The organism is Microbacterium plantarum (genome assembly GCF_035231185.1).
Taxonomy (GTDB): domain Bacteria; phylum Actinomycetota; class Actinomycetes; order Actinomycetales; family Microbacteriaceae; genus Microbacterium; species Microbacterium plantarum.
The window spans coordinates 933,953-956,309 of record NZ_CP141117.1; the positions used below are offsets into that span (position 1 = coordinate 933,953).

The following is a 22,357-nucleotide window of genomic DNA, read 5'->3' on the forward strand; positions in this document are numbered from 1 at the left end:
GATGACGCGCTCGACGGGAACCGGCATCCCTGCTCGCCGGTCTCGGCCGGCGGCCGTGGCCGGCGCCCTGCTCGCCTCGACACTGCTGCTCTCCGCATGCACCGGCGTGGCCGACCGGCGGCCTCCGGACCACGAGGCGACGCCCACTCCCGACGAGACGTCGACCGCGCCGGTCGATGCCTCGCCCGGCTGGTGGCGCCCGACCGGCAGTCCGATCGACGTCGTCACCCAGTTCGAGGTGCCGTGGTCGGTCGTCGTCCTCGACGACGGGACGCAGCTGGTGAGCCAGCGCGACGACGGTGCTGTCCTCGAGGTCGACGCGGACGGGCTCGCGCGCGTCGTCGGCGAGATCGACCTCACCGCCGCGGTCGGCGAGGGTGGTCTTCTCGGCATCGCGGTCCGCAAGGGCGAGGATGATGTGCTGCTCTACGCCTACGTGACGACGGCTGACGACAATCGCGTCGTGCGGATGCAGCTGGAGGGTGAGGCCGGCGACCGCCGGCTCGGCGGTGCGGAGGTCGTCATCGACGGCATTCCGCGCGACCGCGTTCACAACGGCGGGCGCATCGCCTTCGGGCCGGACGGCATGCTCTACGTCGCCACGGGAGATGCGGGAGAGCCCGACGCCGCGCAGGACCCCGCTTCGCTGGCGGGGAAGATCCTGCGGCTGACGCCGGAGGGAGAGCCCGCCCCGGGCAACCCTCTCGGGTCGGAGGTGTACTCCCTCGGACACCGCAACGTGCAGGGTCTCGCGTGGACCCAGGACGGCATCCTGTGGGCGAGCGAGTTCGGACAGGACCGTTTCGACGAGCTCAACCGCATCGAGGCGGGCGGCAACTACGGTTGGCCCGTCGTGGAGGGCGAATCGGATGACGAGCGCTTCATCGCGCCCCTGATCACCTGGACGCCCGAGGAGGCGAGCCCGAGCGGCGTCGCGGCGCGCGGCAACACGCTCTTCGTCGCGGGCCTGCGCGGCGAACGCGTCTGGGAGATCGACGTCGAAGCGGGCGCTCTCGTCGGCGAGCCGGTCGCGCTCTGGCCGGGTGAGCTCGGCCGCGTCCGCGATGCCGTCGTCGCGGGCGACGAACTCTGGCTGCTCACGAACAACACCGACGGCCGCGGGAACGCGGCGGCCGGTGATGACCGGCTGGCGCGGGTCACGCTCGCGCCCGAGGGCTGAACCGGCTTGATAGCGTTCTCAGAGGACATCCGCAGACAGGGGACCTCATGACCGAACGCGTGACGTGGCTGCTCGTGGACGGCGAGAACATCGACGCGACGCTCGGTCAGTCGATCCTCGGCCGTCGCCCGCTGCCGGACGAGCGCCCCCGCTGGGACCGGCTGCTGCAGTTCGTCGACGAGCAGTGGAAGCAGCCGGCGCGCGGCCTGTTCTTCCTCAACGCCAGCAACCACCTCCCGATGTCGTTCGTGCAGGCTCTGCTGGCACTCGGCTACAAGCCGGTTCCCCTGTCGGGCGACGCTGACGAGAAGGTCGTCGACATCGCCATCCAGCGCACGCTCGCGGCGCTGAAGGAGCGGACCGATGACGTCGTGCTCGTCAGTCACGACCGTGACTTCGTCGGCGAGGTGGCCGCCCTGACCGGGCCCGACCGACGCGTGGGCGTGCTCGCGTTCTCCGAGTTCCGCAGCAGCGAGCTGACGGCCATCCCCGGCGTCGAGTTCTTCGACCTCGAGTACGACGTGCACGCGTTCGATGCCCCGCTGCCGCGCGTGCGCGTCATCCCGATCGAGACCTTCGACCCGTGGGAGTTCCTCGCCTGATCGGGTCTCGCCGGGTTCACGACCTAACGGCATCCACGGCTGGATGCAACCCCTCGACGCCGCGCGCGGTCGTCTGCCTACCCTGAGACGATGTTGGCATCCGATCTTCCTGAGACCGCATCCCTGCTCGACCTCATCGGCGCCCGCCACCCCGCGAGCGTGACGATCGTGGCCCCGTCGTCGCCGATCCCCACGGATCGGCATCACGCGCAGCTCCAGCTGCGCGAGGGCATCGACGAGGCGGCCCGACAACTGGCCGAGGCCGAGGTCGACGACGCCGATCGTGACGCGGTGCTCGCATCGCTGCGCGCGCTGCTCGACGACGAAGAGTTCTGGCAGAGCCAGTCGCGTTCGACGGTGGTGCTCGCATCCCCGGGCCGCGTCGAGGCGTTCCGTCTGCCGAGCCGCCTCGAGGCGCGCGCATCGGTCGGCGACCGCTTCGACGCCGGTCAGCTGCTGCGCGCCGTGTCGTTCCCGCGTCGAGCATTCGTCATCCAGGTGGCGCGCGAGGGCGGCCGCCTCAGCGAACTCGGGCCCGATCTGGGGCTCACCGAGCGTCGACTCGAGCTTCCCGACGACCTGTGGGCCGCGCTCGAGCACACCACGACCGACGGCCAGCGCGACATGCCGAGGCCGCAGGGGACGACGGGTGACCGCATCGAGCGCGAGAAGTTCAGCCGAATCATCCAGGACGCCGTCGTGCGCGTCGTTCCCGCCGACGTTCCGCTGATCCTCGCCGCATCCCAGGACCTCGAGCCGGCCTACCGCGCGGTCAACACCCACCGCCTGCTGCTGGAGCGCGGCATCGACGCGCACCCGGACTCGCTCTCGAGCGCCGATCTCGAACAGGCGGCGCGCGACATCCTCGACGCCCACGAGCAGGATGAGCTCGCGCAGTGGCGTGAGCGCTTCGGCTCGCTCCGGGCGCAGGGGCTCGCGACCTCATCCGTCCGCGAGGCCGCCGTCGCCGCGAGCACCGCCGCCGTCGACGAGCTGCTGTTCGACCTGGCCTTCGAGCAGGAGGGCGTCATCGACGAGGCCGGGCACATCACCCGCGCGCCCGACGCCGGGCCGAGCACCTACGCGATCCTCGACGAGATCGCCGCGCGCGTCCTGCGCTCGGGAGGCCGGGTGCGGGCCGTCCGCAGCACCGATCTGCCCGACGGCGCGCCCGTGGCCGCTGTGCTGCGCTTCCCGCTGCCCGCCGACCTCGCCTGAGGCGATACACCCGTCGGACCGGCGGGGCTGGTGTCGTCTCGCGGAAGCGGCGAGACTGCACCGGCCCCGCCCGTGTCCGCCGACACATTCGTCGGAGGCGCGGGCCGGCGGGGGTCAGAGGCTGCGGATGTGCTTGATGTTCGACTTCGCCGTCTCGAGCACCGCGCCGATGCCCCCGGAGTCCTTCGCGCCGAGCACCATCTTCGCCATCGACATCCCGAAGCCCGCGACCTGCTCGGCGGTGATCGACGCCGGCATCGAGAGGGCATCGGGGTCGGTGACGATGTCGACGATGGACGGACCGCGGTGCGCGAGGGCGGCGGAGGCGGCGACCTCGAGGTCTGCCGGGTCGGTCACGCGCTGCGCGTGGAACCCGAGCGCGCGCCCGACGGCGGCGAAGTCCACCATCGGCACGTCGACGCCGAAGTCGGGGAAGCCGGCGACGAGCATCTCGGCCTTGACCATCCCGAGCGTCGAGTTGTTGAAGACGAAGACGTTCAGCGGCAGGTCGTAGGCGGCGACGGTGATGAGCTCACCGAGGAGCATGGAGAGTCCGCCGTCGCCCGCGATCGCGATGACCTGCCGGTCGGGATACGCCATCTGCGCTCCGAAGGCATGGGGGAGGGCGTTGGCCATTGACCCGTGCCGCCACGACGCCAGCAGACGGCGCTCGGGCCCGGGAGTGACATAGCGGGCCTGCCAGACGTTGCCCATGCCGGTGTCGGCGGTGAAGACGGCGTCGGATGCCGCGACCCGGTCGATGACCGACATGGCGCGCTCGGGATGGATCGGCTGCGCATCCGAGTCGGTGTACGCCGCCACCGAGTCCTTCATCGCCTTCCGATACCGCTTGAGCGTGTGTTCGAGGAACGTGTCGTCGGTCTTCGCAGCGGTCCGTGCGCGCAGGGCCGCGAGGGTGAGGCCGACATCGCCGTGGATGGGATGCGTCACGCCCGCTCGACGTCCGAGCCGCTGGGCATCGACGTCGATCTGCGCGATGACGGTCTTCGCGCCGTCGGGGAGGAACTGGTCGTAGGGGAAGTCGGTGCCCACCATGAGGAGGAGATCGACCTCGTGCATCGCGTGGTCGATGGCGCCGTAGCCGAGCAGACCCGACATGCCCACGTCGAACCGGTTGTCGCACTGGATCCACTGCTTGCCGCGCAGCGAGTGCCCCATCGGTGCCTGCAGGTGCTCGGCGAACGCGATGACCTCCTCGCGGGCGTCGCGTACGCCCTCGCCCGCGAAGATCGCGATCTTCTCGGCCTTGTCGATGGCGGCCGCGAGGTCGGCGACGCTGCGCTCGTCCGGCGCGATGCGACCGGGGCGAGCGGCGACGAATGGCGGGAACTCGCCGGTCGAGTGCAACTCGGCGAGGTCACCGGGCAGCACGATCACCGAGACGGACGACCCCGCGGTGGCGTGACGGATCGCGGAGTTCACGACGCGCGGCGACTGCTCGGGCGTCAGGATCATCTCGCAGTAGTCGCTGCACTCGGTGAAGAGGCGCTCGGGATGCGTCTCCTGGAAGTACCCCGACCCGATCTGGAGGCTCGGGATGTGGCTGGCGATCGCGAGCACCGGCACACCCGATCGCTGCGCGTCGAACAGTCCGTTGATCAGGTGCAGGTTGCCGGGACCGCAGCTGCCCGCGCACACCGCCAGCTCGCCGGTGAGCTCGGCGTCAGCGGCGGCGGCGAACGCGGCGGCCTCCTCGTGGCGGACGTGGATCCAGTCGATCCCGCCCTCCGCCGCGCCTCCGGTTCGTCGCACCGCGTCGACGATCGGGTTGAGCGAGTCGCCGACGATGCCGTAGATCCGCTTCACCCCCGCATCCATCAGCTGAGCGACGATCTGTTCGGCGATGTTCTGCGGCACGGGGGCTCCTTCTGCTGAGGCTGTCGGGACACCCTCAGTCTTCTCCCGCCGCCTGTGCGCGTGCCAGGGGTTGCGAATGGCTCGCCTGAGCGGCAGGCGACCCGCGCTTCAGCCCTTGAGGTCGGGGAAGTCCGACTCGCGCCACTCGGTCGTCGCGCGCTCGCCGGCATCCGCCGCGGCCACCTCGCGCTCGCGCAGCTCGACCCGGCGGATCTTGCCCGAGATCGTCTTGGGCAGCTCGAAGAACTCGACACGGCGCACCCGCATGTACGGCGGCATGTGCTCGCGGGCGTGCGCGAGGATCGCCCGCGCGGTCTCGGCGGATTCCTCCCAGGATGCCGCGAGCGCCACGTACGCCTTCACGATGTTGAGCCGTACGGCGTCGGGCGCCCCGACGACGCCCGCCTCGGCCACCGCGGGGTGCGTCAACAGGATCGACTCCACCTCGAAGGGCGAGACCTTGAAGTCGCTGGCCTTGAAGACGTCGTCGGTGCGTCCGACGAACGTCAGCTGTCCGTCGGCGTCGCGGACGGCGACATCGCTCGTGTGGTAATAGCCGTCGTGGTCGACCCGGGCGGTGCGCTCGGGCTCGCCGAGGTAGCCGGGCATGAGGTTGAGCGGACGGGTCGGCGCGGTCGGCAGGCAGATCTCGCCCTCATCTCCGATGCGTCCGGTGAGCGGGTCGATCAGCACGATGTCGTTGCCCGGGAGCGGGCGTCCCATCGCGCCGGGCTTGACGGCGACTCCCGGGGTGTTGCCGATGACCGCCGTCAGCTCGGTCTGCCCGTAGCCGTCGCGGATCTGCAGTCCCCACCAGCGCTGGATCGTGTCGATCACCTCGGGGTTGAGGGGCTCGCCCGCCGAGAGAAGCTCGCGCAGTGCGCGGGGGCGCTTCTCGAGGTCGGCCTGAATCAGCATGCGCCAGACCGTCGGCGGGGCGCAGAAGGTGTTCACGTCGTTGCGGTCGAGCTGATCGACCAGGCGTGCGGCGTCGAAGCGGGAGTAGTTGTAGACGAAGATCGTCGCCTCGGCGATCCACGGCGCGAAGAACAGGCTCCACGCGTGCTTGCCCCAGCCGGGGGCGCTGATCGTCATGTGGATGTCGCCGGGACGGACGCCGATCCAGTACGTCGTCGACAGGTGACCCACCGGATAGCTTACGTGCGTGTGCACGACCATCTTGGGTCGCGACGTGGTGCCGGAGGTGAAGTAGACGATGGCCGGATCATCGGAGGCCACGACGACACCGGGTGCCGCGTCGTCGGCGTCGGCCGCGTCCGCGAACGAGTGCCATCCCGGACGCTCGCCACCCACGACGATGCGCTCGAAGCCGCCCGCGATCCCGTCGAACTTGGCAGCGTCGACCGGGTCGGCGAGGACGGCGCGGATGTCGGCGCGGTCGACGCGCTCGAGGAGGTCGTCGGCGCCCAGCACGACGGAGGTCGGCAGGATGACGGCACCGATCTTGAGGATCGCCAGCATCGCCTCCCACAGCTCGACACGGTTGCCGAGCATGAGCATGACGGCATCGCCGTGCCCGACGCCCAGGCCCGTGAGCCAGTTGGCGACGCGGTTGGAGCGACGACGCATCTCGTCGTACGTGACCCGCGTCTCGCTACCGTCCTCGTCGACGACGTGCAGGGCGATGCGGTCGTTGCCCGAGGCGATGGCGTCGAACCAGTCGACGGCCCAGTTGAAGTGGTCGCCGACGTCGGGCCAGCTGAACCCGGCGTGGGCTGCCTCGGGGGAGTGCGCGTTGTCGAGCAGGAAGTCGCGGGCGGCGCGGAATGCGGCCGTCGCCGCCGTCGCATCGGGAGAAGACATGGGCCTCGGATCTGTTCTCTCGTCCGGAGCAGGCGCGGCGGACGCCTTCCGAGTCTAGGAAGGAGCGGATGCTGGGCGAAGCATGGGATGCGCAGGTTCAGCGCGAGGCGATCACCGTGGCGCTGCCGTCCTCGACGAGCAGGGCCTGATCGTCGCGCAGCGGGAGGAGCGCGAAGTCCGATCCGTAGGTGTCGACGGTGCGGCGGATCAGCTCGGGCGGGTAGGGCGGCAGTGCTCCGTCGGCGTGGGGGATCGGCGTGACGTCGATCAGGTCGAGCCCTTCGTGGTTCTCGAGCGCGGGACCGTCGGCAGGATCGTCCATGAGCGATGCGGGCGTCACATCCGGTCCCGCCACGATCGATCCGGCGCTGAGTCCGATGTACGGGAGCCCACGCCGGACGTGGTCGACGAGGACGTCGTCGTTGCCGGAGATCCGCAGGGCTTCGAGCAGAGCGAAGGTGTTTCCGGCGGCGACGAAGGGCGCATCGCGGAACGCCGCCTGCGCGTCGTCGATGTACACGATCGGGCCCGGACGGTCACAGCCGTCGAGGAACGAGCTCAGCGCGCCGGGATGCAGGGAGAGGAGGAGCAGTCGCACGCCTGCGACGCTATCGAGGGCGGCCGACACCGCTGTGGCGGGAGAGGATGGGGACATGATCCGTGCGTCCGTCCTCGCCTTCCTGCTCGATGCCGTCCTCGTGGTGGCGTTCGCGGCGACGGGCCGGGCGAGCCATGACTCCGATGTGCTCGCAGGCCTCTGGCAGACCTCGTGGCCGTTCCTCGCCGGCCTGCTGGTGGCGTGGGTGGCCGTGCGGGCATGGCGATCGCCGACCGGGATCGTGCCGACGGGTCTCGTCGTGTGGGCGGTCACTGTCGTCAGCGGGATGCTGCTTCGCGCCGTGTCGGGTCAGGGGACGGCGCTGCCGTTCGTGATCGTCGCGACGCTGACGCTGCTCGCGCTTCTGGTCGGATGGCGCCTCGTCGCCCGCGGCATCCGTTCGCTGCGCTCGCACCGCGGTGAGCGGTCTCGCAGCCGGGATGTCGCTCGCCGCGCGTAACCTGTCGGGCATGCGCCGCCCCACTCCCGATCCTGTCGGTCCCGGACAGGAGTCCGTCTGGGACTATCCCCGTCCGCCCCGCCTCGAACGCGTTCACTCGCGCGTGACGATCGACTTCGCCGCTGTCACGATCGTCGACACCGACGACGTGGTGCGGGTGCTCGAGACGAGCCATCCGCCCGTGTACTACCTGCCGGCCGCAGCGTTCGTGCCCGGCTCGCTGGTCCCGGCGGCAGGCAGCTCGTACTGCGAGTTCAAGGGCGCAGCCGAGTACTTCGATGTCGTGCGCGGCACGGCGGTACGCGAGCGCGCCGCGTGGGGGTACCCGAACCCGTCGCCGGGTTATGAGGAGCTCGTCGGCCGCGTCGCCGTCTATGCGGGAGGGATGGAGCGGTGCACGGTCGACGGCGAGGTCGTCGTGCCTCAGCCCGGCGGCTTCTACGGCGGCTGGGTGACGTCGAACCTCGCGGGCCCGTTCAAGGGCATCCCGGGTTCGATGGGATGGTGATCCGCTCGAACAGGCCCGCGTGGGCGTTGCGACGCTTCGATCAGCGCTGGGCGCGGGCGAGGTTGGAGCGCAGCTCGTCGGCGTTCTGCCGGACGACGTAGGCGGGCTGGTCGCGCTCGACGCGCCAGCTCTCGGCGAGCGAACCGATGTCGACGGTGTCGAAGCCGAACTCGTCGTAGAGCGCGGTGACGTGCGCGACGGCATCCGGGTGGTCGCTCGCGGTCGCGAGCGCTCGACGGTCGGGGGTGCCGGCGGGGGAGCCTCCGGCGTTGATGTCGGCGGCGGGGATGTGGTTGAACGCCTTCACGACCTTCGACTCGGCGAAGTGCCGCTGGGCGATCTCGGAGGTCGTGGTGCGCTTCTCCTCGAGCTCGGCGATGCGGCCGTCGCGCTCCCAGTAGTAGTTGTTCGTGTCGAGCACGATCTTGCCGGCGAGCGGTTCGGCGGGGACGTCTTCGAGTGCCTTCAGCGGCACCGTCACGACGGCCCAATCCGCCGCCTCGGCAGCTTCCTGCGCGGTCGCCGCCCGTGCGCGCTCGCCGAGCCGCGCGACGAGGTCGCTGAGCGTCTCAGGCTCGCGCGAATTGGCGATCACGACGTCGTAGCCGCGTGCGACCAGCCCTTCGGCGAGAGCGCTTCCGATGTGTCCTGCTCCGATGATTCCCACAGTTGTCATGGGGGAGTGAACCGCCGGAGCCGGTCCCGGCATTCCCGCACGATTGCAGAGACCGGGTTGGTCAGAGGATCTGCCCGATGGGCTCGCGCTTCTCCGCCTGGAACCGGTCCTCGTTCCGGCCCCGGGCCCAGTAGCCCGACAACGATACCCGGCCGCGCTCGAGTCCGCGCTCGTCGAAGAGCACGCGTCGCAGAGCCTTCATCGACTCGCGCTCGCCGTGGGCGAAGACCTCCACGTCGCCCGCCGGCCAGTCGTACTGCCGCACGACGGCGGCGAGAGCCTCGGGATCGTGGGTGGGGTCGACGATCCACTCAACCTCTACCCCGGCGGGCGCCTCGAGGGCGAGGATCGCGTCGTCGGACTCCACCTCGATGAACGCGTGTCCGACCGCATCCGACGGCAGGGCCTCGAGCGTCGCCGCGATGGCCGGAGCGGCCGACAGATCACCGGCGAAGAGGTGGAAGTCGGCTGCGGCATCCGGGGCGTAGCCGCCGCCCGGTCCCATCAGCTCGATCCGGTCGCCCACCTGCGCGCGCGCCGCCCACGGTCCGGCGAGGCCCTCGTCGCCGTGGACGACGAAGTCGATCGAGAGCGTGCCGGCGACGGCATCCACCCGACGGACCGTGTACGTCCGAGTGACCGGCGCCGACTCGGGCGCGGGGGTCGTGAATTTCAGCTTGACGTACTTATCGGTCTCGGGCCGGTTCTGGAACGCAGCGAAGCCCTCGCCGCCGAGGGTCACGCGCACCAGGTGCGCCGAGAGGCGTTCGGTTCCGACGACCTCGAGCTCGATGCTCGGGCGCGGGGTACGGGGAGCGGTGCGAGAGGAGAGGGCCACCTCATCCACGGTACCCGGGGCGCCGCGGGTCAGGCGAAGCGGACCCAGTTCGCGCCCGCGCCGGTCTCGGCCTGCTCGAGCAGCGTCAGCTCGGCACCGTCGACGGCGTAGAGCGAGACCGTGCGCGACTTCTCGCCCGCCGCGATCAGGCGGTCGCCGGCGGGGGAGAGGACGAATCCGCGCGGCTGCGGCTCGGTGGGGATGAAGGACGCGACGTCCTGCACGGTGCCGTCCTCGGCGACGGGTGCGGCTCCCAGCGTGCTCGTCGAGCGCTCCGAGGTCCAGAGGTACTGCTCGTCCGCGCCGAAGTGGATGTCGGCGCCCCAGACGGCGTGGTTGGCGACGGGGTCACCGCCGATCTCACCGCGCACGAGCCCGGCGGCCGGGTCGACCGCGTTGGCCCGGGAGTGCAGCTGCAGGCCGCCCGTCTCCAGATCGCGGATGTAGTGCAGCACCTCGCCGGAGTACTCGGTCATGACGTAGACAGCGTCCTCGGCGCTGTTGAGCACGAGATGGCGGGGGCCGCTGCCGGCGGGCGCTGCGGCGGTGCCCGAGCCGACCGGAGTCAGCGTCAGGTCGTCGCCGAGCGCGAACTGCCCGACGAGGTCGTCGCCGAGCGAGACGAAGTAGGCGAAGCGCCCGTCGGAGGAGGGCAGCACCGAGTGGAGCTTGGCGAACTCGACGCGGCCGGTAGGGTCGCCGATCACGCCGTCGGTGATCGGGGCGACGAAGCCGTAGTCGCCGCCGTACGACGCAGCGAGCAGCGCCGTGCCCCCGCGGGTGAGCGCGATGTAGCTGACCGACCCCTCCGGAAGCGCGAACCGCGAGAGGGGGGTGAGCTCGCCCGTGCCGCGATCGAGCGTGAGCGTGACGATCGCAGCAGGCTCGTCCGAGGACGCGCCCTTGACCCCGGCGTAGACGAGGTCGCGCTCGCCGTCGATGGCGAAGGTGCCGGTTCCGGTGAGGCCTTCGGCGACGAAGAGTCGTTCGAGGGCGTCGCCGTCGAGACGGAACACGCTGATGGTGCTGTCACCCGCGTTGGCGACCAGGACGAGAGAGGAATCAGTCACATCACGAGCCTAGCTCCGCGGCCCGAGACCGACGCGGCGGGCGAGCACGCCGGGGACTGATAAACTCGACGACGGAAGTGTGTCCGAGCGGCCTAAGGAGCATGGCTGGAATCCATGTAGGCGGGGTAACTCGCCTCGCAGGTTCAAATCCTGTCACTTCCGCCACAACGAAGGGCGCCACTCATCCGGGTGGCGCCCTTCGTCATGCCAGGATGCCGTCCCACACCCGCCCGCCCTGGCTGATGCGCTCCGACGCGTCGAGCCGGGCCGCGGCGGTGCCGGGCTTGCGGCGAGCCTGCGCGTGAATGCATCCCGCGAACTGCGCGGTGAAGTCTCGGCGCGGATGCCGCTCGGTGACCGCCCGCAGGGTCGCGGCATCCCACAGCTCCGGCGCGACTCCCGAGACGTCGAGGCTCGTCGCGACCTCCAGCAAGTGACCCTCGGGGTCGAGTGCCGGGTCGACGCTCAGCCACATGTGCCGCTCGATGACCTCGCGCACGCGTTCGCGGCGCTCGGGGGGCCACCCCGCACCGGCCGCGAAGAGCCACCCCGCCGCCCCGCCGGCCGATTCGAACGCCATCTCGTGCGCGTCGAACGCGGGCGTCACGCCGAGGTCGTGGAGCATTGCGGCGACGAACAGCAGTTCGGGGTCGTGGTCGAGCCCGAGCGCCTCGGCGCGCAGCCGCGCCCAGGCCCACGACCGGATGCCGTGGTTCACGAGCGCGGGCGAGGACCATCGACTCACCGCTTCGAGAGCCAGCGCGGCGGTGGGCGTCGGCGGGGTGAGGAGACGGTCGAGATCACGGATCATGCGCTCATTCTGGGGTGGCGGCGACGGCCCGGACCGCCCCGCTGCCGACTCCGGCAGACATCAGAGCGGCCGTGTCCCGAAAGCGACGGCGTGTCGGAGTCAGCGGGTGTCACGGAGGGTCATATGGCCCCGACGACCTCGAATCGGGTTTAGCGTCGGTGGGTCGCCATCGCGACGTCATCCCTCTCAGGAGCACCACCATGAGTTCTGCCACCTCGAAGAACGCCGCCGCCCCGGCGAAGCGGAAGAAGCCCTTCTACCGCTCGTTCGGCTTCCAGATCACGATCGCCCTCGTCGCGGGCGTCCTCCTCGGCCTGCTGGCACGTCAGCTCGGGCCCGATGCCGAGGGCAACCCGAACGGGCTCGCCGCGACGCTGTCGACGATCGGCAGCGGCTACGTCACACTGCTGCGCACGGCGGTCGTGCCGCTGATCTTCCTCGCGATCGTCGCCTCGATCACGCAGCTGCGCAACGTCACGAACGCCGCGCGCCTGGCGGGCCAGACGCTGCTCTGGTTCGGGATCACCGCGCTGATCGCCGTGACGATCGGCATCGTGCTGGGCGTCACGATCCAGCCCGGCGCGCGTGTCGACGCCGGTGAGCTCACGCCCGACGTCCCCTCGAGCGTCGGCTCGTGGTGGAGCTTCCTCACGGGCCTCATCCCGCAGAACTTCCTCGGACTGTCGGTGTCGACCTCGATCAACCCCGAGACGGGTGCCGCGAGCTCGAGCGTCGGGTACAACGTGCTCCAGATCATCGTGATCTCGGTCGCGATCGGCATCGCCGCCCTCAAGCTCGGCAAGCGCGCCGAGGCGTTCGTGTCGTTCACCGAGTCGGCCCTGAAGGTCGTCCAGCGGGTGCTCTGGTGGATCATCCGCATCGCCCCGATCGGCACCCTCGGCCTCATCGGATCCGCTGTCGTCACCTACGGCTGGGAGAAGCTCACGACGCTGCTCTGGTTCGCCGTGGCGATCTACATCGGCCTCGCGCTCGTGCTGTTCGTGGTGTACCCGGTGCTGCTGAAGACCCACGGCCTGTCGATCCGGCAGTACTTCTCGGGTGTCTGGCCCGCCGTGCAGCTCGCGTTCGTCTCGCGTTCCTCGATCGGCACGCTGCCGCTCACGCAGCGCGTCACGGAGCGCAACCTCGGTGTCCCGCGCGAGTACGCCTCGTTCGCCGTGCCGTTCGGGGCGACGACCAAGATGGACGGCTGCGCCGCGATCTACCCGGCGATCGCCGCGATCTTCGTCGCGCAGTTCTTCGGCCTGGAGCTCAACGCGGTGCAGTACCTGCTCATCGTGGTGGTGTCGGTGGTCGGCTCGGCGGCGACGGCGGGTACGACCGGCGCGACCGTCATGCTCACACTGACGCTCACGACCCTGGGCCTGCCGCTCGAGGGCGTCGGCCTGCTGCTGGCGATCGACCCGATCCTCGACATGGGGCGCACCGCGGTCAACGTCGCAGGCCAGGCGCTCGTGCCGACGATCGTCGCCAAGCGAGAGGGCATCCTCGACCGCGAGCTGTACGACGCGGAGCGCTCGGGCGACCCGTTCGCCGACGACAGCGCCGACGAGCTGGAGCCCTCCGTCCGGGCCTGACGCTCGCGCCCACCCGCGATGGGGCGCACTTTCCGGCATCCGGCGCAGCTTCTTCTGCGCTCGACCTCAGGAAGTGCGCCCCATCGGCGTGCACGGGGCGCGCGTAGCGGGTAGGTCAGGCGTGAACGAGGGCGCGGGGGAGCAGGACGGCGCCGATGCGCCGCGGCGTCGAGACGGACGCGAGCAGCCCGCGGCGGACGGCGAGGGCGTCGGATGCCGCGGCGCGGCCGATCTCCGCGTCGCGTTCGCTGCCGGGAACGCCGTAGCTCGCGCGTTCGACCGCGGCGACGAGGGCCTCGATCCTGTTCGCGGGAACCGTCGGCACCGCCGCCAGCCGGATGCCGAGGGCACGGGGGCTCTCGGCGTCGTCCACGCGCAGGCCGACGTCGCGAGCGCTCTCGCGGACGATGCGCCACGCGGCCAGCACATCGCCGCGTTCAGCCGCCGTCGCCTGCCACCGCCGCCGCGCCGCTCCGAGGAGGGCCGGCAGCAGCACGAGGGCCGCGAAGCCGAGGGCGACTCCGCCGTAGGGCAGCACGAGCGAGAGGGGCGACGTCCCGGAGCCCGCTCCCGTCCCCGTCGAGGCGGTCGGCGTCGGCGTGGGCACGCCGTCCGGCGCGACCGTCGCCGTCTGCTGCGGCGCGGGCGCCGGAGGCACGTCCTGCCCGCCGTCGTCAGGCACCGGCTGAGTGGATCGCGTGTAGGTGGCGGGGGTCCCGAGGCTGTTGGTGGGCTCGAACGGCACCCAGCCGATGCCGGCGAAATACACCTCCGGCCACGCGTGCAGCTGCGAGCTGAGCACCGTCGCGACGCTCTCACCGTCGGCGACCCGGCCGGTCAGCGTCCCCGGCAGGTATCCGACGACGATGCGGGAAGGCATGCCGAGTGTCCGCGCCATGACGGCGAACGCCGAGGCGAAGTGCACGCAGTAGCCGCTGCGGACCTCAAGGAAGTCGGCGATCGCATCGACGCCCGATCCGTCGAACCCGTCGGAGACCGGAGCGTCGAGCGAGTACGTGAACTCCCCACTGCGGAACCAGCGCTGGAGGGCGGCGAGCCGGTCGAAGTCGTTCTCCGCCGTCGCGGTCACCTCGCGCGCCGTCCGCTCGATCGAGGCGGGCATCTCGGCGGGCAGTTCGCTGACCGTCTCGGGGAGGCCGTCGATCGTGGTCCCGGCCGCCTGGATCTGCTCCAGGGTCGGTCGCACGACGTGCGTCGTCGTGACGTATTCCTGGCCCTGCGTGACGGCGTCTCCTGCGATGACCGTGCGGTTCGATGGCATCGCCTCCCACGCGCCCGAGAGGTCATCGACGCGCACGGCCGGGCCGGGAACCGGCAGCCAGGCGGAGGAGAGCTGGGTGATGCTGACGGTGGTCTGGTACTCCGTCACACGGATGTCGGGGTCGGCGACGACGGGACCGAGCGCTTCGGGGGTGAGCGGTGTGGTCTCGTCGCGGTCGGGCTCCCACACCCGGCCATCGAAGCGAGAGAGCGTCGCCGCCCGCAGGTACGGCATGCTCGGCGCGTTGGTGCGCGTCGTCAGCACCTCGACGTCCGTGGGGCGTCGCAGGTCGTCGCCGAGCTCGAGGCTGGCATTGATGGTCGTGGCGGGCCCCGTGCCGACTCCGATGCGGGGCGCTGGGCGGGGGAGTTCCGGGACCACGATGACGGTCGCGACGATCGCGGTCACGGCCAGGCCGGCGGCGAGCACCGCTCCCGCGCGGTGCGGACGCGCGGCGGAGGCCGCCTCACCGCGCGGTTTCTCCGCCGCGGCGACGGATCGGGCGAGGGCGCGCTCGCGAGACCGGGTCTCGGCGCGGATGAGCAGCAGCAGCGCGGCGGCGAAGACGACGAACCCGACCAGGTCGACGGCGGAAGGGACGGACAGGGCGGGGATCAGCCATACCGCGACGAGAGCGATGGCCGCCAGCACGGGCATCCGCGCAGTGATGACGGTGTGGTCGAGCAGCACCGTGAGAGCTGCGACACCGGTCACGGCCAGGGCTGACAGTGGCCGCTCCGCCGAGAGCGGCGCGATGCCGTTGATGATCTGGTCGCTCGCGCCCGCCACGAGAGAGGGCACCTCGGCGAACGTTCCGGGCGTCGGGATCACCAGCAGCAACGCGGTGTCGCCGAAGTACACCGCGGTGACGAGCGCGCCGGCGGCCACCAGTTCGGTCAGAGTCACGACGACGGCGGGCGTGCGAAGTCGTCGCAATCCGATGCCGACCAGCAGCACGGCCGCGGCCACCGTGACCGCGACGACGAGCCACGTGCCGGCGGCGACGACGCGCAGCAGCGGAAGGATCGCCGCGATGATGGCGACGAGGAGGGCCGTCGCCAGGCGCACGTCACCGGTTCGAGTCAGCTCACCGCGCGCGGGCATCGTCGCCGGGCGGCGCCAGAACCGGCGTGACGGATCAGCGGGCACGAGCCGTCCCCCATTCGGTCGCGGCGCGCCAGGTCTCGGTGAGGTCGCCGTCGGCGGAGAGGGCGGCGGCCCGCCAGCCGGCCGCGGACGCCCGCTCGAGGGCGTCGTCCGAGGAATCGGCGGCCAGCAGCACGGGGAGCGCGCTGTGAGCGACCAATGGTGCCAGGGCCTCGGCATCGGCGGCGGTGACCCGCGCCGACACGACAACGACGGGACCGGCGACGGTGCCCGCGAAGAGGCGGGGGAGCGAGGCCAGACGGTCGTCCGATCCGGTGACGATCGTCGCGAGGTCGAGGGCGAGCTGCTCGACCGCGACGATGTCTCCCGCCGGGACGGGTGCGCCGATGGGGTGCGCATCGGTGTCGATGACGGTGACGTCGTAGCCTTCGCGGGCGAGACGGGCGGCGGCCGAGATCGTGGCGGTCACCGCGGCCTCGAACGTCGGGTCCTCGCCCGGTCGTGACGCGGCGGGAGCCCAGCGCGCCGCCGCGCGATCGAGCACGACGGTCGCCTCCGGGGTGGATTCCTGTTCCTCCTGACGCACCATCAGCTCGTCGTGGTGCGCGCTGGCACGCCAGTTGATGCGCCGCATCGAGTCGCCGGGGGCGTAGGCCCGGGGGATGAGGTTGTCGGCGCCCTCGCCCAGCTGATGGGTCGCGGTGTGGAGGCTGCCGCCTGCCTCGCCGGGGTACTCCGTCAGGGGAGGCAGCGTCACCGTCGCCGGCGCGACCGTGATCGGCTCCACGCCACCCGCCCGCACATTGCGACGCGTGAACCCGAACGGATCGGTGACGACGATCGAGAACGGTCCCACGTCGCGGATGCCCCGTCGAGTGCCCCGGATGCGGTAGGTCAGCCGGACGTGGTCGAGGGCTGCGGCGCCGGCCACGATCCCGGAGGCCTCGCCCTCCACGCCTTCGGGCAGGATGTCGGTCCATCGTGCGATCGCGCCGGACAGACCGCCGCGCGCCGTCGCGTGCACCGTGACGACGCTCTCGGTTCCGACCGCGGCGACGTCGGGGGAGAACGAGCGCGATACCTCCCCGTAGCGGTGCACGAACCACAGCGACACCCACCCGAGCGCGACGATCACGATCAGCAGCACGCCGACGTACACCAGCTCCACGACGCCGAAGGCGTGGGCGCAGACGATGGCGGCGATGCCGATGACGACCGCGCCGACCCCGCGCGGCGTCAGCGGCCACATCCGTCGGAGAGCGCGTCCCAGCGGGTGCAGCCGGCGTCGAGCCGGGGCGGGAGAAGCGGACATGGCGGGCTCAGCGGACCGGGAGAGGCACCGGCACCGTCGCGGCGATGTCGGCGAGTGCGGCCTCGACCACCTCGGCACCGCTCTTGCCGCGGGAGGCGCCGGTCGTGCGTGCCGGGATGAGTCGGTGAGCGAAGACCGGCTGCAGCAGGGCGACGATGTCGTCCGGGATGACGAAGGGGCGCCCGTCGAGCGCTGCCCACACCTTCGCGGCGCGGACCAGCTGCAGCGTGGCTCGCGGACTGGCCCCGAGGCGCAGGTCGCGGTGGTCGCGGGTCGCCCGCGCGATCGCGACCGCGTATTCCTCGACAGCGGGTGAGACGTGCAGGCTGCGGGCCCACGCGATGAGATCCTGCACCTCGCGTGCGGTGATGACCGGACCGAGCGACGAGAGCGGGTTGACGGTGTCGCGCTGGCGCAGCATCCGCGCCTCGGAGGCGGCATCGGGATAGCCCATCGAGATCCGCATCATGAAGCGGTCGCGCTGCGCCTCGGGCAGGGCGTAGGTGCCCTCCATCTCGAGAGGGTTCTGCGTCGCGACCACCAGGAACGGCGCGGGCAGCGCGTGGGTTCGGCCATCGACCGTCACCTGACGCTCCTCCATCGCCTCGAGCAGCGCCGACTGCGTCTTGGGGGAGGAGCGGTTGATCTCGTCGGCGATGACGATGTGGGCGAAGATCGCCCCCTGCTTGAACTCGAACTCGCGATCGGCCTGGTTGAAGACGCTCACCCCCGTGACGTCGCCCGGGAGCAGATCGGGGGTGAACTGGATGCGGCGAACCGTGGCATCCACCGTCGCGGCGAGCGCTCGCGCGAGCATCGTCTTGCCGACCCCGGGCACGTCCTCGATGAGGAGGTGACCCTCGGCGAGGAGGCACACGAGCGCGGAGCGCACCGCCTCGGGCTTGCCGTCGATGACGCGGGCGATGCTCGCCGAGATCGCGTCGGTGGTGGCGGCGAACCGGTCCGGGCCGAAAGCCGCCTGGATGCCGTCGTTGGTCATGCGATCCCCTCGTTCTCGGCGCCGCGTGTCCCGCCGCGTCGCGCCCATCTGGCGAGAGCCTAACCGCCCCCGGTGACGGGAGGACTCAGGTTCCGGGTTAGGATGGTGACAGCTCTCCGCGAGGCGGCATCCAGGCCAACTCCCCCAGGACGGAAACGTAGCAAGGGTAACCGGGCTCTGCCGGGTTCGCGGAGAGTCTTACTTTTCCCCCACCGTCGTGGCCTGCGGCACCCGCCGCCACGACCCGTGGGGATATTCACGGCTCGTGGTCAGGCCTCTCCCTCTTAGGCTGAACCCGTGGCTCAGAGCATCTACATCACGTCCGCAGAAGGCCATTCCGCGAAGTCGATCATCGCGCTGGGGGTGCTCGAGGCGTTCAGCCGCGTCGCGCCCCGCGTCGGAGTGTTCCGGCCGATCGCCCGGTCGACGGAGGAACGCGACTACGTCCTCGAGATGCTGCTCGACCACGACGGCGTCGACCTCGCGTACGACGAGTGCATCGGCGTCACCTACGACGACATGCGGCGCGACCCCGACGGTGCGCTCTCCCGCATCGTCGAGCGTTACAAGTCGGTCGAGGCCAAGTGCGACGCCGTCGTCATCATGGGCAGCGACTACACGGACGTCGGTTCTCCCGCCGAGCTGAGCTACAACGGTCGCATCGCCGTGAACCTCGGGGCGCCGGTCCTGCTGGTGCTCGGCGGCCGGGCAGGCCAGGGCGGCGGCGAGAAGCTCGGCTCGGCCCCGGCACGCACCCCCGACGAGATGGGGCAGATCGCTTCGCTGGCCGTCGCCGAGCTGCGGGGCGACCGCGCCGAGCTCTTCGCCGTCGTCGCCAACCGTGCCGACGGCGATCGTCTCGACGAGATCGTCGAGGCCGTGCGCGGTGCGGTACCGCAGAACGTCCCGGTCTGGGCCGTGCCGGAGGACCGCTTCCTCGTCTCGCCGTCGGTGAGCACCGTCCTCGCCGCCGTCGAGGGGTCGCTCGTCAAGGGCGACGCCGACCTCCTGGGGCGCGAGGTGCTCGGGGTCGTCATCGGTGCGATGTCGATGGTCAACGTGCTGCCGAGGCTCAGCGAGCGCTCGGTCGTGGTCATCCCCTCCGATCGTGCCGAGGTTCTGCTCGCCACCCTGCTCGCGCACGGGTCGGGAACCTTCCCCTCGCTCTCGGCGATCGTCATCAACGGCGGATTCCCCCTGCCCGAGGCGGTCGACCGTCTCATCGACGGCGTCGGCGAGACGCTGCCGATCATCGCGACCGACCTCGACACCTACGAGACCGCAGCCCGCATCATGGGCACCCGCGGGCGCCTCGCGGCCGATTCCCGGCGCCACTACGAGGCGGCGGCGGCCCTGTTCGAGCGGCACATCGACACCAATGAGCTCACCGAGGCGCTCGGGCTCGCACGCTCGACCGTCGTGACCCCGCTGATGTTCGCCTACGGCCTGGTCGAGCGGGCCCGCACCGACCGCCGCCGCATCGTCCTCCCCGAAGCCGACGATGATCGCGTGCTGCACGCGGCCTCGATCGTGCTCGCTCGCGGCATCGCCGACATCACGCTGCTGGGAGAGGAGATCGAGGTGCGCTCGCGCGCGCTCGAGCTCGGTCTCGACCTGCGCGGAGCCGAGATCCTCTCTCCCTTCGACGCCGTGCACGTCGACAAGTTCGCCCGCGAGTACGAGCGCCTCCGCGCGCACAAGGGCATGACGTACGGCCAGGCGGCCGACACGGTCACCGACGTGTCGTACTTCGGCACGCTCATGGTGCACCTCGGTCTCGCCGACGGAATGGTCTCGGGTGCCGCGCACACGACGGCGCACACGATCCGTCCGGCCTTCGAGATCATCAAGACGAAGCCGGGCGTCTCGGTCGTCTCGAGCGTCTTCCTCATGGCGCTCGCCGACCGCGTCCTCGTCTACGGCGACTGCGCCGTCATCCCCGACCCCACGAGCGAGCAGCTCGCCGACATCGCCGTGTCGTCGGCCGAGACGGCCCGCCAGTTCGGCATCGACCCGCGCGTGGCGATGCTGTCGTACTCGACGGGGGAGTCGGGGACCGGCGCCGACGTCGACAAGGTGCGCGCGGCCACCGCCCTCGTCCGCGAGCGCGCTCCCGAGCTGCTGGTCGAAGGCCCCATCCAGTACGACGCGGCGACCGACGCCGCCGTCGCGGCCAAGAAGATGCCCGGATCGTCCGTCGCCGGCAAGGCGACGGTGTTCGTCTTCCCCGACCTGAACACGGGCAACAACACCTACAAGGCCGTCCAGCGGTCGGCCGGCGCCGTCGCGATCGGCCCCGTCCTGCAGGGCCTGAACAAGCCCATCAACGACCTCTCCCGCGGAGCCCTCGTCGAAGACATCGTCAACACGATCGCGATCACCGCGATCCAGGCCCAGGGAGGGGCATCCGCATGAGCATCGTGCTCGTCATCAACAGCGGTTCGTCGTCGTTCAAGTACCAGCTGATCGACGCCGAGACCGGCATCCCTCACGCATCGGGTCTCGTCGAGCGCATCGGGCAGGAGCAGGGCCGGGTCAAGCACACCGTGTTCTTCCCGCCCGCCGCTGCCGGCGAGCCTGCCGTGACCGCCACCGACGCCACTTCCGAGCGCGAGCTGCCGATCGCCGACCACACGGCCGGCTTCCAGCTCATGCTCGACGCGTTCGCCGAGAACGGCCCGTCGCTCGAGCAGCATCCGCCCGTCGCCGTCGGCCACCGTGTCGTCCACGGTGGCGCGCGGTTCTTCGAGCCCACGCTCATCACGCCTCTCGTCGAGATCAACATCGACGAGCTGTCGGTGCTCGCGCCGCTGCACAACCCCGGTGCGCTGCAGGGCATCCGCGCGGCGAAGGCGGCCTTCGCCGACCTGCCGCACGTCGCGGTCTTCGACACCGCCTTCCACCAGACGATGCCACCTGCCGCCTACACCTACGCGATCGACACCGCGCTGGCCGGGGCCCACCGCGTCCGCCGTTACGGCTTCCACGGCACCTCCCACAAGTTCGTCTCCGAAGCCGCGGCCGCTCACCTCGGGCGACCGCTCGCCGAGCTGCGCCAGATCGTGTTCCACCTCGGCAACGGCGCATCCGTCACGGCGATCGACGGCGGTCGTTCGGTCGACACGTCGATGGGGATGACGCCCCTCGAGGGCCTCGTCATGGGCACGCGCTCGGGCGACATCGACCCCGCGGTGATCTTCCACCTCGCCCGACGCGCCGAGATGACCATCCCGCAGCTCGACGACCTCCTCAACAAGCGCAGCGGAATGCTCGGCCTCGCCGGGGTCTCCGACATGCGCGACATCGAGGAAGGCGTCGCCCGCGGCGACGAGGCGGCCACGCTCGCGTTCGAGGTCTACGCCCACCGGCTGCGCGCCTACGCCGGCGCGTACCTCGCGGAGCTCGGCGGGGTCGACGTCATCTCCTTCACCGCGGGCGTGGGCGAGAACTCTCCGCAGGTGCGTGCCGCGGCACTCGAGACGCTCGGGTTCGCCGGGATCGCGATCGATCCGGCCCGCAACGAGCAGCGCGGGCGCGGCATCCGCCGGATCTCCACGGACGCCTCGCGCGTCGAGGTCCTGGTCGTCCCGACCAACGAGGAGCTGGAGATCGCCCGGCAGACCATCGCCGTGACGGAGTGACTGCCCGACTCATTACGCTGGTTCCGTGACCTCGGCTGAGCTTCCCGACCTGACCACCTACGACGGCGTCCTGTTCGACCTCGACGGCGTGCTCACTCCGACCGCCGACGTGCACATGCACGCCTGGCAGACGATGTTCACCGAGCTCTTCAGCGCCTGGGGCATCACACCGGCGTACACCGCCGACGACTACTTCCGCCACCTCGACGGCAAGAAGCGGTACGACGGCGTCGCGAGCCTGCTGCGCTCGCGTGACGTCGAGGTGCCGTGGGGCGATCCGAGCGACGACCCGTCAGCGGACACGATCTGCGGCATCGGCAATCGCAAGAACGCCGTGTTCGAGCGCGTCCTGCGGTCCGAAGGCATCGCGCCCTACCCGGGATCGCTCGCCCTGGTCGACAAGCTCCAGGCAGCCGGGACCCCCATCGCGGTCGTCTCGAGCTCGAAGAACGCGCGCGAGGTCCTCGCCGTCGCGGGCCTGCTCGAGAGGTTCCCCGTCGTCATGGACGGCGTCGTCGCGGAAGAGCGTCATCTGCCCTCCAAGCCCGCGCCCGACGTCTTCGCCGAGGGGGCGCGCATGCTCGGCGTCGACCCGGCCCGCTCCGTCGCCATCGAGGACGCCCACTCGGGTGTCGAGTCGGCCGTCGCGGCAGGCTACGCTCTCGTGGTCGGCGTCGATCGCGGTGCCGGCGCCGATGCGCTGCGTGCGCTCGGAGCCCACGTCGTCGTCGACGACCTCGACGCCTTCGTCTGA

Annotated in this window: 19 protein-coding genes, 1 tRNA gene and 1 other RNA gene; 11 read left to right on the plus strand and 10 right to left on the minus strand. The window is 71.0% G+C overall.

The features are described 5' to 3' along the window. The first annotated feature begins 1 nt into the window (after position 1). From VC184_RS04430 to VC184_RS04440, 3 genes are all read left to right on the plus strand, one after another. Positions 2-1,180, plus strand: a complete 1,179-nt coding sequence (locus VC184_RS04430; protein ID WP_323987392.1) for a PQQ-dependent sugar dehydrogenase — start codon at positions 2-4, stop codon at positions 1,178-1,180. A 47-nt stretch (positions 1,181-1,227) separates the two neighbouring features. Continuing rightward, positions 1,228-1,782, plus strand: coding sequence for an NYN domain-containing protein (locus VC184_RS04435; protein ID WP_112613643.1), 555 nt, complete (start codon positions 1,228-1,230; stop codon positions 1,780-1,782). Between the two features lie 90 nt (positions 1,783-1,872). Further along, a complete protein-coding gene (locus VC184_RS04440; RefSeq protein ID WP_323987393.1) occupies positions 1,873-3,000 on the plus strand; it encodes a baeRF11 domain-containing protein in 1,128 nt (375 codons plus the stop codon). Positions 3,001-3,114: 114 nt separating this feature from the next. On the opposite strand, the gene VC184_RS04445 is transcribed toward VC184_RS04440, so the two are convergent. From VC184_RS04445 to VC184_RS04455, 3 genes are all read right to left on the minus strand, one after another. Next, a complete protein-coding gene (locus VC184_RS04445) occupies positions 3,115-4,878 on the minus strand; it encodes a thiamine pyrophosphate-dependent enzyme (protein ID WP_323987394.1) in 1,764 nt (587 codons plus the stop codon). Positions 4,879-4,986: 108 nt separating this feature from the next. Continuing rightward, on the minus strand, positions 4,987-6,702 hold the full coding sequence (locus VC184_RS04450; RefSeq protein WP_323987395.1) for an AMP-binding protein: 1,716 nt from the start codon (positions 6,700-6,702) through the stop codon (positions 4,987-4,989). Positions 6,703-6,799: 97 nt separating this feature from the next. Continuing rightward, positions 6,800-7,300 carry a Type 1 glutamine amidotransferase-like domain-containing protein gene (locus VC184_RS04455; RefSeq protein WP_323987396.1) on the minus strand — a complete coding sequence of 167 codons (501 nt, stop codon included), beginning with the start codon at positions 7,298-7,300 and terminating at the stop codon, positions 6,800-6,802. 55 nt (positions 7,301-7,355) lie between these two features. Between VC184_RS04455 and VC184_RS04460 the strand changes: the two genes are divergently transcribed. Further along, on the plus strand, positions 7,356-7,760 hold the full coding sequence (locus VC184_RS04460) for a DUF3054 domain-containing protein (RefSeq protein WP_323987397.1): 405 nt from the start codon (positions 7,356-7,358) through the stop codon (positions 7,758-7,760). Positions 7,761-7,770: 10 nt separating this feature from the next. Beyond that, positions 7,771-8,268: a DUF427 domain-containing protein gene (locus tag VC184_RS04465; RefSeq protein ID WP_323987398.1), complete on the plus strand. Its 498-nt coding sequence runs from the start codon at positions 7,771-7,773 to the stop codon at positions 8,266-8,268. 40 nt (positions 8,269-8,308) lie between these two features. Here the strand turns inward: VC184_RS04465 and VC184_RS04470 are convergent, their stop codons facing one another. From VC184_RS04470 to VC184_RS04480, 3 genes are all read right to left on the minus strand, one after another. Then, a complete protein-coding gene (locus VC184_RS04470) occupies positions 8,309-8,944 on the minus strand; it encodes an NADPH-dependent F420 reductase (protein WP_323987399.1) in 636 nt (211 codons plus the stop codon). 61 nt (positions 8,945-9,005) lie between these two features. After that, positions 9,006-9,782 carry a siderophore-interacting protein gene (locus VC184_RS04475; RefSeq protein WP_323987400.1) on the minus strand — a complete coding sequence of 259 codons (777 nt, stop codon included), beginning with the start codon at positions 9,780-9,782 and terminating at the stop codon, positions 9,006-9,008. 29 nt (positions 9,783-9,811) lie between these two features. Then, a complete protein-coding gene (locus VC184_RS04480; protein WP_323987401.1) occupies positions 9,812-10,852 on the minus strand; it encodes a lactonase family protein in 1,041 nt (346 codons plus the stop codon). 73 nt (positions 10,853-10,925) lie between these two features. Here VC184_RS04480 and VC184_RS04485 point away from each other — a divergent pair. Then, positions 10,926-11,017: transfer RNA gene (locus VC184_RS04485), tRNA-Ser, on the plus strand. Positions 11,018-11,054: 37 nt separating this feature from the next. Here the strand turns inward: VC184_RS04485 and VC184_RS04490 are convergent. Then, entirely contained in the window at positions 11,055-11,663 is a 609-nt protein-coding gene (locus tag VC184_RS04490) for an HD domain-containing protein (RefSeq protein ID WP_323987402.1), read from the minus strand. 200 nt (positions 11,664-11,863) lie between these two features. Here VC184_RS04490 and VC184_RS04495 point away from each other — a divergent pair, with 200 nt between their 5' ends. Next, positions 11,864-13,261 carry a dicarboxylate/amino acid:cation symporter gene (locus VC184_RS04495; protein ID WP_269266728.1) on the plus strand — a complete coding sequence of 466 codons (1,398 nt, stop codon included), beginning with the start codon at positions 11,864-11,866 and terminating at the stop codon, positions 13,259-13,261. 115 nt (positions 13,262-13,376) lie between these two features. Here VC184_RS04495 and VC184_RS04500 read toward each other — a convergent pair whose 3' ends face one another. Genes VC184_RS04500 through VC184_RS04510 form a run of 3 tightly spaced genes read right to left on the minus strand, consistent with a single transcriptional unit; the run spans position 13,377 to position 17,962 of the window. After that, complete coding sequence (locus VC184_RS04500; protein WP_323987403.1) at positions 13,377-15,692, minus strand: transglutaminase family protein; 2,316 nt, start codon at positions 15,690-15,692, stop codon at positions 13,377-13,379. Continuing rightward, positions 15,682-16,962, minus strand: coding sequence for a DUF58 domain-containing protein (locus VC184_RS04505; protein ID WP_323987404.1), 1,281 nt, complete (start codon positions 16,960-16,962; stop codon positions 15,682-15,684). The genes VC184_RS04500 and VC184_RS04505 overlap by 11 nt, the downstream gene beginning before the upstream one ends. A 7-nt stretch (positions 16,963-16,969) precedes the next feature. Then, positions 16,970-17,962: an AAA family ATPase gene (locus VC184_RS04510; RefSeq protein WP_323987405.1), complete on the minus strand. Its 993-nt coding sequence runs from the start codon at positions 17,960-17,962 to the stop codon at positions 16,970-16,972. Between the two features lie 107 nt (positions 17,963-18,069). Here VC184_RS04510 and ffs point away from each other — a divergent pair. From ffs to VC184_RS04530, 4 genes are all read left to right on the plus strand, one after another. After that, positions 18,070-18,166, plus strand: an RNA gene (ffs, locus tag VC184_RS04515) — signal recognition particle sRNA small type. 93 nt (positions 18,167-18,259) lie between these two features. Further along, positions 18,260-20,377 (plus strand): phosphate acetyltransferase, encoded by a 2,118-nt coding sequence (gene pta / locus VC184_RS04520; protein WP_269266720.1) that lies wholly within the window; start codon positions 18,260-18,262, stop codon positions 20,375-20,377. After that, complete coding sequence (locus tag VC184_RS04525; protein ID WP_323987406.1) at positions 20,374-21,603, plus strand: acetate/propionate family kinase; 1,230 nt, start codon at positions 20,374-20,376, stop codon at positions 21,601-21,603. The genes pta and VC184_RS04525 overlap by 4 nt, the downstream gene beginning before the upstream one ends. Positions 21,604-21,628: 25 nt before the next feature. Then, positions 21,629-22,357, plus strand: coding sequence for an HAD family hydrolase (locus tag VC184_RS04530; RefSeq protein WP_114588030.1), 729 nt, complete (start codon positions 21,629-21,631; stop codon positions 22,355-22,357).